This is a genomic window from Nocardiopsis oceani (genome assembly GCF_054777395.1).
This window is the reverse complement of record NZ_BAAHAR010000004.1, coordinates 83,382-99,446: the sequence shown is the minus strand read 5'-3', so window position 1 is coordinate 99,446 and position 16,065 is coordinate 83,382. Positions and strand designations below refer to the sequence as shown.

The window sequence follows — 16,065 nt, the reverse complement described above, 5'->3', positions numbered from 1 at the left end:
ACTATCGGTGCCTCGCCGCTGGACCCGCGACCGGTGACGGAGCTTTACCAGGGCAGACTGAGCTGTGCGGGCTCGGGCTCTCCGGGGGGTTCGGGCGTCTTCTCGGCCTCGTTCCGGTGGCTGCCTGGACCGGTCAGACCGTGCCGCCCGGCCGCATCGCGCACCAGGGCGCCGATGCGCTGCCGGTAGGACGCGGGCGCGTAGGAGCCGTTCCCGTACAGCTCCCGGTACAGCGGCAGCAGGTGCGGGTACTCCCTGGTCAGCCAGGACCGGTACCACTCCCGTGCGCCGGGGCGCAGGTGCAGCACGATCGGGGTGAGGCGGCGTGCCCCGGCGGCGGCGATCGCGCCCGCCGTGGCGTCGATCTGCTCTGCGGAGTCCGTGAGCCCCGGCAGGATCGGCGCCATCAGGACCGTGCAGTCCAGCCCCCGGTCGGCGAAGGCGCGGACCACGTCCAGGCGGCTCTGCGGCCGCGGGGTGCCCGGTTCCACGGAGCGCCAGACCCGTTCGTCGACGGAGCCGACCGACACCGCCAGGCCCACGTCGGTCACTCGTGCGGCCTGCTCGATGAGGTCGGTGTCGCGCAGGATCAGCCGCCCCTTGGTGAGGATGGAGAAGGGGTTGGCGGCGTCCCGGAACGCGGCGATGATCTCGCGCATCAGCCGGTAACGGCCCTCGGCCCGCTGGTAGGGGTCGGTGTTGGTGCCCATGGCGACGGGCTCGCCCCGCCAGCCAGGCCGGGCGAGCTCGGCCCGCAGCAGCTCCCCGGCGTTGGTCTTCACCATGATCTTGGTGTCGAAATCGTGACCGGAGTCCAGGTCCAGGTACTCGTGGGTGCGGCGCGCGAAGCAGTACACGCAAGCGTGCCCGCACCCCCGGTAGGGATTCAGGGTCCAGCGGAACATGGGATCGTCCCCGCCGACCCGGTTGATGATCGAGCGGGCCCGGATCTCCACGGCGACCGCGTCCCCGTCGTCCCCGGCCTCGATCGGCCCCGCCCCGGGCGCGGCCAGCCCGGCCCGGCCGGTGCCCCGGGCCGGGGCGGGTGCCAGCCGGGCGATGTCGAACAGCGTGTCCTCGTCCCGGTCCTCTCTCAGGTTCTCCCAGCGCATGACTGGTATTCGAACATATTTTCGAAGTTCTGTCCAGTGCGGTTCACCCGGAGCTCGGCTTGCGGCCGCGGGTGTACACGAGCGGGAAGAACCAGACGCGCATCCCGGGGTCGCGCATGAGTTCGTGGAAGCGCTCCAGTTCGCCGTCGGTCATGCCGACCGCGCGCATCCGGGCATCCATCTGCCGTACGTAGTTGCTGAGCAGTAGGCAGCCGGTCGTGCCGCCGTAGGCGGTGCGCGCGAACTCCATGGTGTCGATGCCGGTCAGTCCGAGTGCGGTCATCTCGGCGTCGACCTCCGGTCCCCACTCGAAACTCTGTCCGGCGGGGCGGATGACCTTCTCACTGCCGGTGTCGATGACTTTCCGGAACAGCTCCGCGTCGGCGGGGCAGGGCGCCGCGACGGCGTCGGTGCGCGGCTGGCTGATCTCCCCGACGACGAGCCACCCGCCCGGGGCGAGCGCGTCGGCGAGATCGGCGAGGATCTCCCTGCGTCGCTTGAGGTGCATCAGGAGGAGCCGGGCGTGGATCACGTCGAACGGCCCTTCGGCGGGCAGGCCGTCGTTGAGGTCGTGGCGGTGGATCCGGGCGCCTGGGGGAACGTCGACGTGGGTGGTTTCGAGGTCGGAGGCGTGTACCTCGCCGCTCGGTCCGGTGCGCTCGGCGAGCCAGCGCGCGACCGAACCGCTTCCCGTTCCGAGGTCGAGGCAGCGCTGGCCCTCGCCGGCGGTCACGTCGCCGACGAACCCGCGCGTCACGTGGTCGAACAGCTCCTGCAGATAGTGGAGCTGACGCGCGCCTAGATCGGTGGCGGAGTCGAATGCGTATTCGGTGGCCATGGCCGGTCCCTTCGGTCCCCTCGTCGTCGGCACCATCGTGCGCGTCCGACCTTGCGCCCGACTTTCATCAGGCTTCGCGCCGGTGGAAGACCAGGGCGGCCGACCCTCCGGCCGCCGCGAGCCACGCGCACAGGACCAGGCCACCGGTCCAGGGCGTGAGCACGGGGTCGGCATCGGTCAGGTAGAGCAGCCGACCGGCGCGGTCGGGGAGCCAGCGCGCGTGCTCGGTCATCCCCGCCAGCAGCGGCGAGACGATGAGGAGCAGGCCCAGCAGGAACACCAGCGGGGGCAGCGGCGAGCGCGCCACCACGGTGAGCAGGTGGGCCATCAGGGCGAGGAACGCCAGGTAGGCCGCCATTCCCGCCAGCGGCCAGGCGGAGGCCCCCGAGAGGACCTCCGCTCCGCTCAGGGCGAGCGATGCGCCGGCCAGGCCCGCGGCCACGGCGCCCGCACCCATGACGGCCGAGGCCAGGAGACAGGCGGCGGTCTTGGCCGTCAACAGGCGCCCCCGGCGCGGGGCGGCGGTCAGGGTCGTGCGGACCTGGCCGCCCGCGTACTCGCTGGCCGTAGCCAGGATCCCCAGGAGGACGGCGCCGACTTGGAGGTACGGCATCGCCTGGACGACGGCGGACTCGGCGTCCGGTGGGGCGTTCTCCGCGGTGGCCAGCAGGGCGGTTAAGCCCGCCGCAGCGGCGACGGTCCCCAGCACGGCGGCGCGGACCGCCGGCAGTGTCCGGAGCTTGAGCACCTCGGCGCTGACCATGTCTGTCGGGCGGCCGCTCATGCGTCCCTCCGCTGTAGGACGAGGGCGGCCGCGGCCAGGAGACCGGCGGCCCACGCCGCCATGACCAGTCCTCCGGCCAACGGATCGAGCAGCAGGTCGAAGGCGGCGAAGGAGTCCGGGTCGTCTCCCAGGAAGAGGGCGGTCCCTGCGAGGTCGGGCAGGTACCGGGCCGCGGACGTGACGTTGCTGAGGAGCATGGAGAACGACACGAGCGAGCTGTTGGTGACCAGCACGATGATCGGGATGGTCCCGCTGCGGGTCAGGACGGTCAGGGCCATGGCGATGAGCGCGGTCAGCGTCCAGAAGATCAGGGCGCCGAGGGCGCGGCCCACGACGTCTCCCGGTGTGTTGGTCTCCGTCCCCGCGTCACCGATGACGGTCCGTGCCAGGGCCAGGCTGGTCGGGAGCGTCACCGCGGTGGAGGCCGAGACCAGCAGGACGGTGACCAGGGCCTTGGCCCCGAGAACACGCAGACGGCCCGGGGCCGCCGTGAGGGTCGCAGTGATCTGCCGGCTCCCCGCCCGCGTCGTCACGGTTGGCGGTGTACTCGCTGCTGACCACGACCACACCGAGGACCACCGCCCCCACCGTGCCCAGGGGGACGGCCGCGAACGCCGCCTCCACCGGAGAGGTGTGCGCGATCAGTTCGAGTCGGCCCGATTCCACCGCGTTGCGGACGTTGAACGCGTTCAACAGGGTGATCGCGGGCGCGCCGAGCACCGCGACGGCCAGCCCGACCCACACGGCGGGCAGCGTGGCGGCCTTGTGCGCCTCCGCGGCGACCAAACGGACGAGGCTCATCGCCGGCCTCCACCGGTCAGGTCGAAGAAGGCGTGCTCCAGACTCGGGTAGCCCGAGGTCACGTCCGAAAGCGGCCCCGAGGCGACGATCCGGCCACCGGAGATCACCACGAGGTCGTCGGCGATCTCGGCGACCTCGCCCATCAGGTGATTCGACAGCAGCACCGTCCCCCCGGCCCCGGCATGGGCGCGCAACAGGCCGCGGATCCACCGGATGCCCTCGGGGTCCAACCCGTTCACCGGTTCGTCCAGCACCAGGGCGTCCGGCTCGCCGAGCAGCGCGGCGGCCAGGCCGAGTCGCTGTCCCATCCCCAGGGAGTACCGGCCCACCCGGCTCCGGGCCGCGTCGGCCAGCCCGACCAGTTCGAGCACCTCGCCGACCCTCCCGCGCGGGATGCCGTTGGTGCGGGCCACCCAGGACAGGTGGTCGCGCGCGGTACGGGAACGGTGCGCGCCCGACCCGTCGAGCATCGACCCCACCACGCGCAGGGGCGAGCGCAGACTCCGGTAAGGGCGGCCACCGACCAGCGCCCTGCCACTGGTGGCGCTGTCCAGACCCAGCAGGACCCGCAGGGTTGAAGACTTCCCGGCGCCGTTGGGCCCCAGGAAGCCGGTGACCCGCCCGGGCTCGGCGCGGAAGCTCACATCGGAGAGGATGGCACGCGAACCGCGCCGTTTGACCAGGTGTTCGATCGACAGCATGCCCGTCATGCAAACAGTGCCGACCCCTGCCGGGGATCGGCCCGAGGACCGGACCTGGCCGTCGGCCTGCGACCGGGGACTCTCGGACCCTGGTCCGATGCCGACGGCGCGGCGGATCTCTAGCATGGGGACGATGGAGACCCGCAGACCCACCCGGAGCACGCGCCTGTGACTCATCCCGGTCTTGGTGCTGGGCGCCTTCGCGGTGCTGTCCGGAACCACCGGCACCGACCCGGCCAGCGGGATCACCCTGGCAGCGGCAGCAGTGGTCGCGGCCGCCGCCACCGCGCTCACCGTCTGGACGGTGCTGCGCGCACGGCGCCAGCGCGAGGACTACGAAGGGCGGCTGGCCGCCTGGGCTGGAGAGCGGGCCGTACACGCCGAACGGCTCCGGATCGCCCGTGACCTGCACGACCTCGTCTCACACGGACTCGGGACCGTCACCGTGCGCGCCGCCGCCGCGTCCAGGGCGACCGGCCCAGAGAGCGCGGACGAACGGACCGACGCACTCGCCGACATCGAGGACGTCAGCCGCAGGACCACCACGGAGCTGCGGCGCATGCTCACCCTGCTCCGGTCACCCGACCGCGAGGCGGCCCCGGTCCGCCCCGCGGAGACACTGGAATCCCTCCCCGAGATCACCCGGGCCGCACAGGACCGGGGCCTCACGGTGACCCTCGACCTGCCCGACCTGGGCGAGGTGTCATCCGGCGTGCAGCTCGCGCTCTGCGCCGTCGTCCGCGAGGGCCTGGACAACACCGCCCGCCACGCCGGACCCGTACCCGTCCGCGTACGCCTGCACCGAGAGGACCGGTCCATCCGGGCCACAGTGGACGACGGCGGTCCGACCGACGGCTGGGAGCCCCGACCGGGCGCCGGTTACGGGCTGATCGGACTGGGCGAACGCGTCCGCGCCCTCGGCGGAACCCTCGACACCGGCGCCGCGGACCCCGGGTTCCGGCTCACCGCACGGATCCCGGACCGGGAGGGGGCATGACGGCCACCGAAGACCCCGGCGTGCGCGTCCTCGTGGCCGACGACCAGCCCTTGCTGCGGCACAGCCTGACCCTGCTCATCGACGCCGCCCCCGGAACCGCCGTGGTCGGCCAAGCGGACACCGGCCGCGAGGCCGTCGCCCTCAGCCGGGAACTCGCCCCCGACGTCGTACTCATGGACATCCGCATGCCCGGCGGCGACGGGATCGAGGCGACCCGGTCCATCACCGCCGACCCGCGCCTGCACCGCACCCGCGTGCTCGTCCTGAGCATGTTCGAGCTGGACGAGTACGTCCACGCCGCCCTGCGCGCCGGGGCCAGCGGCTTCCTCCTCAAAGACGCCCACCCCGACCACCTGGTCGACGCCATCCGCCGCACCCACACCGGCGAGTCCCTGCTGGCCCCCAGCATCCTGACCCGCGTGGTCGAGCACTTCCTCCACCGCCCCGCGAACGCCCCCGTGCAGGGGCTCGACGGGCTCACCGAACGGGAAACCGAAGTCCTCGCCCTGGTCGCCCGCGGCCTGTCCAACACCGAGATCGCCGACGCGCTCACCATCTCCGTCAAGACGGTCAAGACCCACGTCGGCAACCTGCTCGCCAAACTCGCCGCCCGCGACCGAGCCCAGCTGGTCATCGCGGCCTACGACAGCGGCCTGGTCACCCCGCCCTGACCCGGAGCCGGTCGGTCCGGGCCAGTGAGGCCGTGCCTTCCCCCGTAGGCGGCGATCGGCGGCGCGATCCAACCCTCGGTCAGCTCCGGGGCCGGGCGGTGCACTTCCACGGCCAGGGGACGGCACACCTCGATCGGATCGCGGGCGCCCGGCCCCCACAACGGGACCGAGAGGTCCCCGCCGGGGCAGGTCGACACGGCGCACAGCAGGTCCTGTTCGGCGAAGAACTCGAAGAAGTCGCCCGGCCGTGCGGGTGAGGCCTTCATGAAGTACTGGTCGTCGCCGTTGAGGCCGGTGCACTGGAAGACGTTGAGCACGTCGTGCACGTCGAACTCGGTCAGCCCGTAGGGCAGTACCGCGCGGGTGAGGTTGGAGTGGCAGTGCACGTCGACGTCTTCGCCGGTGAGCATGCGGTTGACGTAGGGATCGCAGCGGGACCCGAGCAGGTCGTGCACGCGGCCGCCCTCGGCGTCCTCGCCGTACCAGTCCAGGGTGTCGTTGGTGATGGTCGCCAGGGGACGCAGGTACGGCAGGGTCGACCACAGGCGGTCGTGGCGGGTCACGTGCGCGCTCTGCAGCTGGCGCGTGCGCGCCGCCCACAGGCGCTCGCGCGGGTTGTGCCGGTTCCAGAGGTTGAGGTCTCCCACCTGGGCGCCCTCGGGGGTGGAGATGCGGCACAGGTGTCCGGCGGGCACCTCCCAGGCCCGGCCGGACCGGATCGGCAGCACGAAGCGCTCCACGAGATCACGGCCTTCGGTGTGCTCGGCCAGCCGGTCGTAGAAGGCCGTGTCGACGCTGAGGGCACTGCCCTCGCCTGCTTGGTAGGCGGCCTCGGGTGAACCCAAGGGTCTCCTCGCTTTCCGTCGGGGTACGGCGCAACTCGGGGATCTGGCGCCGCGGTCAGCGCAGGTATACCCGTGTGGGGTCGATCGTGTCCCTGAGCAGGCCCAGTTCCCCGCGGCTGGGCGGCTCGGTCACCGCGACCTCCTCGGCGACCCTGAGCGGCCAACCGGTGGCGGCCACGACGTCGGCCACCCGGATCCCCGGGTGTACCGCGCTCAGCTGGAGTTCCCCGTCCTCGGCGGCGGTGAGCAGCCCGAGTTCGGTGACCACCGTGGTCACGCCGCCGCCCTTAGTACGCACTCGGGGGGCCGCTCGGCGGGCGCGGGCGGGGGAGGGGCTGGTGCAGAAGTCGAGCTCCCCGACCAGGGAGGAGGGGTTGTGGCCGCGCACGACCACGAACACCTCCCGTGCGTTGGCCATGACCTCCGCGGCGCCGCCCGGGCCGGGCAGGCGTACGTCGGGTCTCGCGTAGTCGCCGATCACTGAGGTGTTGAGACTGCCCCAGCGGTCCATCTGCGCGGCCCCGAGGAACCCCACGTCGATGCGGCCGCCCTGCAGCACGTAGCCGAAGAGGCTCTTCATGTCCAGGATGCACTCGGCTCCCGTGGCGAGGGGTGCGTCGCCGACGGTCTGCGGCAGCCGGGGAGGGTGCGCGCCGCACACCCCCGACTCGTACACCTGCTCCAGCCCGGGGTCGGTGGTGGCCTGCGCCAGGGCCACGGCGAGCGTGGGCAGGCCGATTCCGGCGAACACGCGCCGCCGGCCGCGCAGGCAGCGGGCGCTGAGCACGGTGATGAGTTCGCTGGGGGTGTGCTCGACGTGCGTGGTCTCCTCGGTCGCCGTCACAGGGTGCTCCCGTAGTTGACCGGAGCCGACATCGCGGGCTCCGGGGTCAGTGGGTCGAAGAAGCCCGGTCCGAGCTTGTCCACGTAGGCAGCGTGGTCGGGGAGGTCGTACACCCACTCCCGCAGCCACGCCGCCAGCTGTTCGGGGTCGCGGCTGATGGACGGCCAGGACCGGTAGAAGGCGTTGTCGCGGTCGTAGTGGCCCTGCACGAACGACGGGTAAGCGCCGCGTGGGCACTCGACCACGGCGTCGACCGCGAGTGCGGGGATCAGGGTGCGGTTGGGGTCGGAGCGCACCACGGACGCGTCCACGACCTCCTCGACCACCACGATCGTCCGGTCCGCGGCGAAGGCGGCCTCCTGCTGGGGGCCGAGGATGCCCCAGGCCTGAGTGTTGCCGGAGCGGTCGGCGCGCTGGGCGTGCACGATCGTGACGTCCGGCCGGAGGGGCGGCACCGCGTAGATCTCCTCGGTCCCGCCGTCGGCGGCGGGGAAGGGCGAGGTCACCGTGCGGATGCTCGGGTTGTGGGCGGGCAGGTCACCGCCGGCGTAGGAGCTCAGGGGATAGAAGGGCAGGTTTGACGCGCCGGCGATGTAGCGGCCCAAGAGGCCGTAGTGGCTGTACTCCTCGACCGCCAGGGGTTCGGGGTCGTGGTGTTCCACGCGCCGCCGGATGGCGTGCAGCGACCCGACGGAGCTGTTCCCGGTGAAGCCGAAGACCATCGCGTCGGCCGTGCCCGCGGCGACCAACTGGTCGAAGACGATGTCGGGTGTCATCCGCACGAGGGTCAGGCCGCGGCGCTGCTGGCGGATCAGCTCGTGGCCCGCGGCGACCGGGATCAGGTGGGTGAAGCCCTCCAGCGCCACCGTGTCGCCGTCCCGGACGAGCGCGGACACGGCCTCGCGCATCGAGGTCAGCTTCGACTCCGCCACCGGCCTCACCTCTCCTCCCAAGCCTGCGAATCTCCCGGGCCTGAGAACTTCCTCCCAGTTCCGTACTCCGAGGTAACGGTGACACAGGCCACTGAATGTGGTCCAATACTGAATTCGCTGAGCACTGAGACCGAAAACGTATGAACGGACCGCCATGGAATTCCGGCACGTGAACGGGTTCGTCGCGGTCGCGGAGGAACTGCACTTCGGGCGGGCCGCGGTCCGCCTGAACATGGCCCAGCCGCCGTTGAGTCAGCAGATCCGCAGGCTGGAGAAGGATCTCGGGGTGCGCCTGTTCGACCGGAACACGCGCTCGGTGCGGTTGACGCCCGCGGGGGAGCGGTTCCTGCCCCACGCGCGCCAACTCCTCGCCCAGACCGACCTGGCCCGCAGGGCCGCCGTCGCCGGGGCGAGCGGCGAGGTCGGCCGGGTGAGCATCGGTTTCGCGGGCGCCAGCAGCCACGAGGCGATCCCCACCCTGACCAAGGCCGTGCGCGCGCAGTGCCCCGGTATCGAGCTGCGGCTGCGGGGCCAGACCTACGCCGGGGTGGCCCTCACCCAGGTCGCCGAGCGCGAACTGGACATCGGTTTCGTGCGGCTCCCGGTCCGGTGGGAGGGCGTGCAAACGCGTGTGATCCAGTACGAGCGACTGGTCGCGGCGCTGCCCTCGGACCATCCCCTCGCCGGTGAGGACACGGTGGATGTCGCCGACCTGGCGGAGGAACCCTTCGTGGCCTTTCCCGGCACGGCAGGGTCGAGTGTCCGGGAGAACATGGTCCGCATCGCCCTCGACGCGGGTTTCACGCCCCGCATCGTGCAGGAGGCCCCGGACTCCAACACCATCCTCGACCTGGTGGCGGCCGGTGTCGGTGTCACCATCACGGTGTCGTCGGTTCAGCACATCCGCTTCGCCGGCATGGTCTACCGGGAGCTGCGCGGCGACGTTCCGGCCATTGCCTCCGCTCTGGCCTGGCGGGAGGACAACGCCTCGCCCGCGCTGGCCACGGTCCTGCGCGTCGCCGAGAAGGCGCTCCCCACACCGTCGAGCACTGAAGTGCGCGGCCTGGAGCCCCGGCGCGGGCGCGACTGATATCCCGCCCGTCTCACTGAGGTAAATACTCGGTATTGGACGCTCTCAGGCCCGGGCTGGCACCGTGTAGCGGGATCAGTGAATGTGACGCAGGTCATGTTCAACGGACGCGTTTCGCGGCCTGCGGGGCGCGGTCCTGATCGAGCGGGTTCCGCCCGCACCGCCACGGATCGACCAGCGCCGAGGGAAGAGCATGCTCAAGCGACTGTCCGCGACCAGCAGCGCCGCCGTCGCTGTGCTGACCCTCGCCGCCTGTGGGATCGGCAGCGGCCAGGGGACACAGGGCATGCTGGTCTGGACCACGTACGGGACCGGCACCTCCACCTACGCCGATGTCGCCGCGGTCGCCGAGGCCGTCACCACCGCGGGCGGCCCCGACATCCGGGTGGTCACCTCCGACACCGCCATCGGCCGTGTCGCCCCCCTCCGTGAGGGCCAGGCGCAGATGGGGCGCCTGGGAGACGAGTACATCTACGCCTTCGAGGGCGACTACGAGTTCGCCGGGCAGGAGTGGGGTCCACAGGAGATGCGGGTGGTCTGGGGCGCCGTCGCCCCGCACGGGCTGCTCGTCCGCGACGACTCGGGCATCGACGACTTCGAGGACCTGGAGGGGACCGATTTCCCCCGGATCACGGCCAATCCCTCGGTCAACAACAAGCTGGACGCCTTCCTGGCCTACGGGGGCCTCACCCGCGACGACGTGAACGAGGTCGAGGTCGACTACGGGCAGCAGGCCGAGGCGCTGGAGACCGGCATGATCGACGTCCTCTTCCACCAGGTGTACGGGCCCAACCTCTACCAGCTGGAAAGCGTTTTCGACGTGCGGTGGCTGAGTCTGGACGAGAACGCCGACGAACAGGTCGCGGCCCTCGAGGAGATCGCCCCGACCGTCGAGATCGGTGACTTCACCGGCGGCCCCGGCCAGGCGGAGGGGCAGAGCGACACCAGCCTCGTGTACTCGCTGCCGTTCGCCACCTACGCCGACACCGACGAGGACCTCGTGTACGAGACGGTGAGCGCCATCCACGACAACTTCGGCGCCTATGAGAACTCCACCTCCAACACCCACTACTGGGAGTTGACGGCCACCGACTCCGAGCCCAAGGCGGTGCCCTTCCACCCGGGCGCCGTGCGCTTCCTCGAGGAGCAGGACGAGTGGTCCGCCGAGGACGAGGCCCGCAACCAAGAGCTACTCGAACGCGAAGAGCGGTTGCAGGACGGGTGGGAGGCGTTCGCCGACGAGGCGGCCGGGCGCGACACCTTCGAGGTCGCCCGTGAGTGGACCGACTGGAAGGACGAGAACATCCCCGAGTAGGGGCGACCGGCGTGGTGCGCGAGAGGTAGCGCCGCGGGGACGAGAACGCGCTTCGACGGAAAGTGGGACGACGGGTATGAACGGCCGCTGCACAGGACCCTGGAGAACCGTGGTGATGGCCTTCACCGTCCTGGGGGTGCTCCTCACGGTGAACCAGGTGTTCTTCTTGAACCCGTTCGAGATGTCCCTGATGCGCCACCAGTACCTGTACTTCGTCCTCATGCTCTTCCTCCCCCTGGTGTTCCTCCTGTTCCCCGCGCACCCCGGGGACAAGGAGCGGGTTCCCTGGTACGACGCCGTCCTGTTCGGGACCGCGATCGCCGTCACCGGCTACTTCGGCCTCAACACCGAGCAGATGCTCACCTTCGGATGGGACTACTCGGCGCCGCCCGTGGCCGAGCTCTTCAGCTACGCACTCTGGCTGCTGGCCCTCGAGTCGCTGCGGCGCTGCGCGGGGTGGGTCATCACCGCGATCGCCTTCGTGTTCTCGGTCTACCCCGTCTTCGCCGGTGTGGCCCCGGTCGGCCTGCTCCGGGGAGTGGACTACGACCTGCCCGGCGCCGTGCGGATGCACGCCATGGGGACGGAGAGCATCCTGGGGCTCCCCCTGCAGACCGCCGGGTCGATCCTGATCGGGTTCCTGCTGTTCGGGGTGGTGCTGCAGCACACGGGAGGAGCTACCTTCTTCTACCAGGTCGCCCAGGCCCTGTTCGGGGGTGCCCGGGGCGGTTCGGCCAAGGTCTCGGTGGTCAGCTCCGGAGCGCTGGGGATGATGAGCGGCAGCGCGGTCTCCAACGTCCTGACCACCGGGCCCATGACCATCCCCGCGATGCGGCGCGGGGGCTTCAGCAGGCGCTACGCGGCGGGTGTGGAGGCGACCGCCTCCTCCGGCGGTTCGGTGACCCCGCCGATCATGGGGTCGGCCGCCTTCCTCATGGTGTCGTTCGTCGGGGTTCCCTACGGCGAGATCGCCCTGGCCGCAGCGATCCCCGCGTTCCTCTACTTCCTGGGGATCTTCACGCAGGTCGACGCCTACTCGGCGAAGGCCGGGCTCCGCGGCCGGCCCAAGGCGGACCTGCCCCGCGTGGGAAGGGTGCTGCTCGAGGGCTGGCCCTACGTGCTGGCGCTGGTCGCGCTGATCCTACTCCTGGTGTTCCACAGGAACGAGCAGCAGGCGCCGTACTTCGTCATCGCGGCGCTGCTGCTGATCGCCGCACTCAAGCCGACGGACCGCATGACTCTCCGAAAGTTCGGGGACCTGCTCTTCGCGGCGGGCAGGACCATCGCGGAGATCCTCGGCATCATCGCCGGGGTCGGGCTCATCGTCGGCGGCCTGGCCATGACCGGCGTGTCCCTGTCGCTGGCCCGTGAACTCGTCGTCCTGGTCGGCGGCAGCCTCGCCCTGATCCTGATCGCGGGCGCCATCACCTCCTTCGTCCTCGGTATGGGGATGACCATCTCGTCGGTGTACATCCTGTTGGCGATCGTGATGGCGCCGGCGCTGGTCGAACTGGGGGTCGACCCGATCGCGGCGCACCTGTTCGTCATCTACTGGGCCACGGTCTCCTACATCACCCCGCCGGTCGCGCTGGCGTCGTTCGCGGCTGCGGGGATCGCCGGGACCAGACCCATGCAGACCAGCCTCACCGCGATGCGGCTCGGCATGGTCAAGTACGTCATCCCGTTCTGCTTCGCCCTCAACCCCGCCCTGGTCGCCCAGGCGGGTCTGGGCGAGGTCGCGCTCGCCTTCGTCTTCGCCGTCGCTGGGGTCGTGCTCATGGGCTGCGCCTTCGAGGGCTGGATGATCGGGATCAACCGCCGTATGCCCTGGAGCGCCCGAGGGGTGGCGCTCGTGTCCGGGTTCGCCATGCTGGCACCCGACGTCACCGTCAGCCTGGTCGCCCTCGCCGTGTCCGCCGCGGTCATCGCACTGACGTGGTTTTTCACCACCCCGGAGGAGCCCCCAGCGGTAGCTTCCGCGAGCACCACCCCTGGGGGCCCCGACACCGTGACTGCTGCAGCGGGTGTCGACGACCCCGACAGCGCACCGGCTGACGGCAAACGGCCTCAGGATTCTTAGGTCCCCCTGGGGCCGTGCTCCCGTCAGCGGGACGCGTGCCGACCGCGCGTATCAGAGCGGGTACAGCACCGGGTTGGCGGGGCCGTCCGGGAGGTTGCCCGGCTCGGTGCCCGGCATGAGGATGTCCAGCTGGGGCTGTTGGTCCTCGCCGACCTTCGGGGTCACGCGGGTGGCGGAGTCCAGGTAGATCACCGTCATCACGCGCCGGGCGGTGTCGCTCTCGTTCCGGCCGGCGCGGTGGAACGTCCAGCCCAGGTGGAAGCTCACGTCGCCGAGCGCGAAGGGCTCCTGGACGGTCTCGAACCGCTGCCGTCCCAGTTCCTCCTGCAGGAGCCGCTCCGACTCCTCGCTGATGGGCAGGTCCCGGCCGAACGCGAAGCGGTGGCTGCCGCGGGCGAAGGCCAGCGGACCCATCTCGAGCGGCGTCTCCTGCAGCGGGATCCACACGGTGCACACCCGGTCGCTGTCCAGCGGCCAGTAGTACTGGTCGGCGTGCCAGGGCGTGATCTCACCCGAGGGTTCCTTGTACAGGGCCTGGTCCGCGAACAGCCGCACGCCGTCGGTGCCGAGCAGCTCGGCCGCGATGCGCGCCAGCCGCTGCGAGAAGACGATGTCGCGTGCTGCCTGGCTTCCGCGCCACAAATTGCCGACCTGCAAGAACGCTTTCTGCAGTGTCGACCGCTCTTCGAGTGGCACGTCCGAGGTGGTGTTGAACGCGTGGACCTTGTCGGTGATGTCGGGTTCCAGGTGTTCCAGAGTGTCGGGCTCCAGGACACGGGGGAGCCGGATGAAGCCGTCGTGCTGGAAGTCCGCGGCGGCCGTCGGCGGCAGGTCGTAGGCGGTGTGCAGATCGGCTGAGCGCGTCGGCTGCATGCCGGTTCACCTTGCTTTCGTGGTGGTGCTCCGTACGGGATGGGTGGAGTGGTGTCAGTCGTCGAGCCAGGAGGCTTCGAGGCGGAAGGGATGTCAGTCGTACAGGTACAGGTAGGGCTGCCGGGGCACGGTTTCGGCCCCAGCCCGGGCCAGCGTGAGGGCCCCGGCCGCTGAGGAGCTCAAGGGCTCGGTGAACTCGGCGTCCGGCACCTGGCGCAGCACCTCGGCCCGGAACGGGTCCTGCAGTAGCGCGCCGACGTCGAAGAGCCCCCCGCCCCAGGAGAAGCGGCGGGCCAGGCCGGGCGGCGACGCGGCGACCGCCGTCTCGCCCAGGTGTGTTCCGGCCTCGTCCCAGATGCGGAGGGCGACCTGGTCGCCCGCGCGGGCCGCGGCCGCCACGTCCGGGGCGAAGGAGGCCAGCAGAGCCGCGGGCGGGACCTTGCCCATGTAGACGCGGGACTCGAGCTCGGCCACGTCGCCGAAGCGGCCTTCGAGCCGGGTGAGCAGCTCCGGGGAGCCGCCGGGGCGCCCGTCGCGGGACCGGAGCGCGCACCGCAGGCCCCGCTGCCCGACCCAGGCGCCGCTGCCGTCGTCGCCGAGGAGGTACCCCCAGCCGTCGCCCCGTTGCCAGAGCTGCCGGAAGTCGGTTCCCAGGGCGACCGATCCCGTGCCCGCGGCGACGACGACGCCGGAGCGGCCGCCCAACGCCCCGACGTGTGTGGTCAGCGCGTCCGCGGCGACGAGCACGCTGCCGATCCGCGATCCGTTCCGGAGCAGGCGGACGAGTTCGTCGGGGTGCCCGATCAGGTCCGGCAGACCCGTCAGGCCGATCGCCACCCGGGCGAACCGGTGCGCACCGAGCCGGTCGCCCGCTCCCCGCAGCAGCGCGTTCAGCCGCGGCACGAGCCTGGGGACGTCGATACCGCCGCGTGCCCGCGGCAGTGGAGCGTCGTCCAGGACGTGGGCGGAGCGCTCTCCGAGCTCCGCGACGCCACGGATACCGCCCCCGCCTACGTCGACACCGACCAGGGCCGCGCCGGTCATCGCTCCGCCAGGGCCGCGACCGCCCCGCGCACGCTGCCGTGCGCGGACAGCAGCTCGCGCGCGCGGCCGACCGGGGCCCCGGTGAGCAGGCTGACCAGCGCCGGGGGCACCTCGCCCCCTGCCTCCTCCAGCACCGCCTCGCACCGGGGGCGGGCCTCCGCGGACGCCTCGGCGAGCAGGTCCACCGAGCGGGCCCGGAGCTTCGCGTTGGTCGCCACGAGGCCCACCATCAGGTTGGAGTAGGTCCGACCGCCCCGGATCATGAGGGCGGTGGAGAAGGAGTTGAGGAGGACCTTCGTGGCCGTGCCCGCCTTGAGGCGAGTCGACCCGGTCAGCGCCTCCGGTCCAGTGTCGGCCACGACGGGCAGGTCGCACAGTTCGAGCAGGGTGCTCGACGGATTGCAGGTGAGGAGGACGCACAGGGCGCCGCCGCGCCGCGCGGACCGCAGGGCCCCGGCCACGTAGGACGTCGACCCTGACGCCGTGACGCCCACGGCCACGTCCGCCGCCCGCAGGCCCTTGGCGTCCTTTCCGCCCATGGATTCGGAGTCCTCGAAGTCCAGGCCGGGGTCGGTCAGAGCGGGGGAGCCACCGGGGAAGTGGGCGGTGAACAGGTCCGGATCGGCACCGAAGGTCGGGGTGATCTCGGTGGCGTCGAGGACGGCGAGGCGGCCCGACGCGCCGGCGCCGAAGTAGTGCACGCGGCCGCCGTCGCGCAGCCGCTCGTGTGCGGCGTCCACCGCTTCGGCCAGCTGGCCGGACGCGGCCTCCGCGGCGCGGACCCCCCGTCCGTCCTCCGTGTGGAGCAGTTCGAGGACGCCCTTGGTGCTCAGCGTGTCGATGTCGGACGTCAGCGGATTGCGGGTCTCGGTCGGTGGCGGCTGGTGCTCCATGGCCCGTCTTCCGTCCTGGCGTTCCCTTGCCGTCGGCGCAATTAGTTCCGTACAGTACATAAATAATTCGGAAGCGGGCAAGCCCAACGGAAGTACGGCCCAGTGCGGGGATGCCCTGTCCGCGACTCCGGCCGGTTACCTTGGCTTCCCCGGGAACGGCACTCTTCTCATGAGCGGAAGACGCGCCGAGCGGCTGCGAAGTCCCCCCGCCCGGATTCTCCGGGCTCGAGACCGCAGGGAGAGAG

17 protein-coding genes are annotated in these 16,065 nt (G+C 71.4%); 5 read left to right on the top strand and 12 right to left on the bottom strand.

Translation table 11 applies throughout. From position 1 onward, the window contains the following. Window positions 1–44: 44 nt before the first annotated feature. From ACYVDG_RS03330 to ACYVDG_RS03305, 6 genes are all read right to left on the bottom strand, one after another. Window positions 45–1,112 carry an Rv2578c family radical SAM protein gene (locus ACYVDG_RS03330; protein WP_460746755.1) on the bottom strand — a complete coding sequence of 356 codons (1,068 nt, stop codon included), beginning with the start codon at window positions 1,110–1,112 and terminating at the stop codon, window positions 45–47. Between the two features lie 43 nt (window positions 1,113–1,155). Further along, the gene (locus ACYVDG_RS03325; protein WP_460746754.1) at window positions 1,156–1,950 is read right to left on the bottom strand and encodes a class I SAM-dependent methyltransferase; all 795 of its coding nucleotides are present in this window, start codon (window positions 1,948–1,950) and stop codon (window positions 1,156–1,158) included. A gap of 67 nt (window positions 1,951–2,017) precedes the next feature. Then, entirely contained in the window at window positions 2,018–2,734 is a 717-nt protein-coding gene (locus ACYVDG_RS03320) for an ABC transporter permease (RefSeq protein ID WP_460746753.1), read from the bottom strand. After that, complete coding sequence (locus tag ACYVDG_RS03315; RefSeq protein WP_460746752.1) at window positions 2,731–3,147, bottom strand: hypothetical protein; 417 nt, start codon at window positions 3,145–3,147, stop codon at window positions 2,731–2,733. The genes ACYVDG_RS03320 and ACYVDG_RS03315 overlap by 4 nt, the downstream gene beginning before the upstream one ends. Then, window positions 3,101–3,535, bottom strand: coding sequence for a hypothetical protein (locus ACYVDG_RS03310; protein WP_460746751.1), 435 nt, complete (start codon window positions 3,533–3,535; stop codon window positions 3,101–3,103). The genes ACYVDG_RS03315 and ACYVDG_RS03310 overlap by 47 nt, the downstream gene beginning before the upstream one ends. Next, window positions 3,532–4,236 carry an ABC transporter ATP-binding protein gene (locus tag ACYVDG_RS03305; RefSeq protein ID WP_460746836.1) on the bottom strand — a complete coding sequence of 235 codons (705 nt, stop codon included), beginning with the start codon at window positions 4,234–4,236 and terminating at the stop codon, window positions 3,532–3,534. Before ACYVDG_RS03305 ends, ACYVDG_RS03310 begins: the two co-directional genes overlap by 4 nt. A 187-nt stretch (window positions 4,237–4,423) precedes the next feature. On the opposite strand from ACYVDG_RS03305, the gene ACYVDG_RS03300 reads away from it, so the two are divergent. Next, a complete protein-coding gene (locus ACYVDG_RS03300) occupies window positions 4,424–5,233 on the top strand; it encodes a sensor histidine kinase (RefSeq protein WP_460746750.1) in 810 nt (269 codons plus the stop codon). Then, window positions 5,230–5,904, top strand: coding sequence for a response regulator (locus ACYVDG_RS03295; RefSeq protein WP_460746749.1), 675 nt, complete (start codon window positions 5,230–5,232; stop codon window positions 5,902–5,904). Before ACYVDG_RS03300 ends, ACYVDG_RS03295 begins: the two co-directional genes overlap by 4 nt. Here ACYVDG_RS03295 and ACYVDG_RS03290 read toward each other — a convergent pair. From ACYVDG_RS03290 to ACYVDG_RS03280, 3 genes are read right to left on the bottom strand one after another with little or no spacing between them, the layout of a single operon-like run. Continuing rightward, complete coding sequence (locus ACYVDG_RS03290; RefSeq protein ID WP_460746748.1) at window positions 5,874–6,749, bottom strand: urea carboxylase-associated family protein; 876 nt, start codon at window positions 6,747–6,749, stop codon at window positions 5,874–5,876. The genes ACYVDG_RS03295 and ACYVDG_RS03290 overlap by 31 nt on opposite strands. Before the next feature lie 55 nt (window positions 6,750–6,804). After that, window positions 6,805–7,593 (bottom strand): CoA-transferase subunit beta, encoded by a 789-nt coding sequence (locus ACYVDG_RS03285; protein ID WP_460746747.1) that lies wholly within the window; start codon window positions 7,591–7,593, stop codon window positions 6,805–6,807. After that, window positions 7,590–8,525, bottom strand: coding sequence for a CoA transferase subunit A (locus ACYVDG_RS03280; RefSeq protein ID WP_460746746.1), 936 nt, complete (start codon window positions 8,523–8,525; stop codon window positions 7,590–7,592). The genes ACYVDG_RS03285 and ACYVDG_RS03280 overlap by 4 nt, the downstream gene beginning before the upstream one ends. A gap of 169 nt (window positions 8,526–8,694) precedes the next feature. Between ACYVDG_RS03280 and ACYVDG_RS03275 the strand changes: the two genes are divergently transcribed. The 3 genes from ACYVDG_RS03275 to ACYVDG_RS03265 all read left to right on the top strand — a co-directional run bounded on the left by ACYVDG_RS03275 (window position 8,695) and on the right by ACYVDG_RS03265 (window position 13,010). Then, window positions 8,695–9,615, top strand: a complete 921-nt coding sequence (locus tag ACYVDG_RS03275; protein WP_460746745.1) for a LysR family transcriptional regulator — start codon at window positions 8,695–8,697, stop codon at window positions 9,613–9,615. 193 nt (window positions 9,616–9,808) lie between these two features. Continuing rightward, on the top strand, window positions 9,809–10,930 hold the full coding sequence (locus tag ACYVDG_RS03270) for a TAXI family TRAP transporter solute-binding subunit (RefSeq protein WP_460746744.1): 1,122 nt from the start codon (window positions 9,809–9,811) through the stop codon (window positions 10,928–10,930). Between the two features lie 115 nt (window positions 10,931–11,045). Further along, on the top strand, window positions 11,046–13,010 hold the full coding sequence (locus tag ACYVDG_RS03265; RefSeq protein ID WP_460746743.1) for a TRAP transporter permease: 1,965 nt from the start codon (window positions 11,046–11,048) through the stop codon (window positions 13,008–13,010). A 51-nt stretch (window positions 13,011–13,061) separates the two neighbouring features. Here the strand turns inward: ACYVDG_RS03265 and ACYVDG_RS03260 are convergent, their stop codons facing one another. The 3 genes from ACYVDG_RS03260 to ACYVDG_RS03250 form a co-directional block, all read right to left on the bottom strand. After that, complete coding sequence (locus ACYVDG_RS03260) at window positions 13,062–13,883, bottom strand: phytanoyl-CoA dioxygenase family protein (protein ID WP_460746742.1); 822 nt, start codon at window positions 13,881–13,883, stop codon at window positions 13,062–13,064. Between the two features lie 93 nt (window positions 13,884–13,976). Next, a complete protein-coding gene (locus ACYVDG_RS03255; RefSeq protein ID WP_460746741.1) occupies window positions 13,977–14,927 on the bottom strand; it encodes an N-acetylglucosamine kinase in 951 nt (316 codons plus the stop codon). Continuing rightward, on the bottom strand, window positions 14,924–15,820 hold the full coding sequence (locus ACYVDG_RS03250) for an N-acetylmuramic acid 6-phosphate etherase (RefSeq protein ID WP_460746740.1): 897 nt from the start codon (window positions 15,818–15,820) through the stop codon (window positions 14,924–14,926). Before ACYVDG_RS03250 ends, ACYVDG_RS03255 begins: the two co-directional genes overlap by 4 nt. Window positions 15,821–16,065 lie beyond the last annotated feature (245 nt).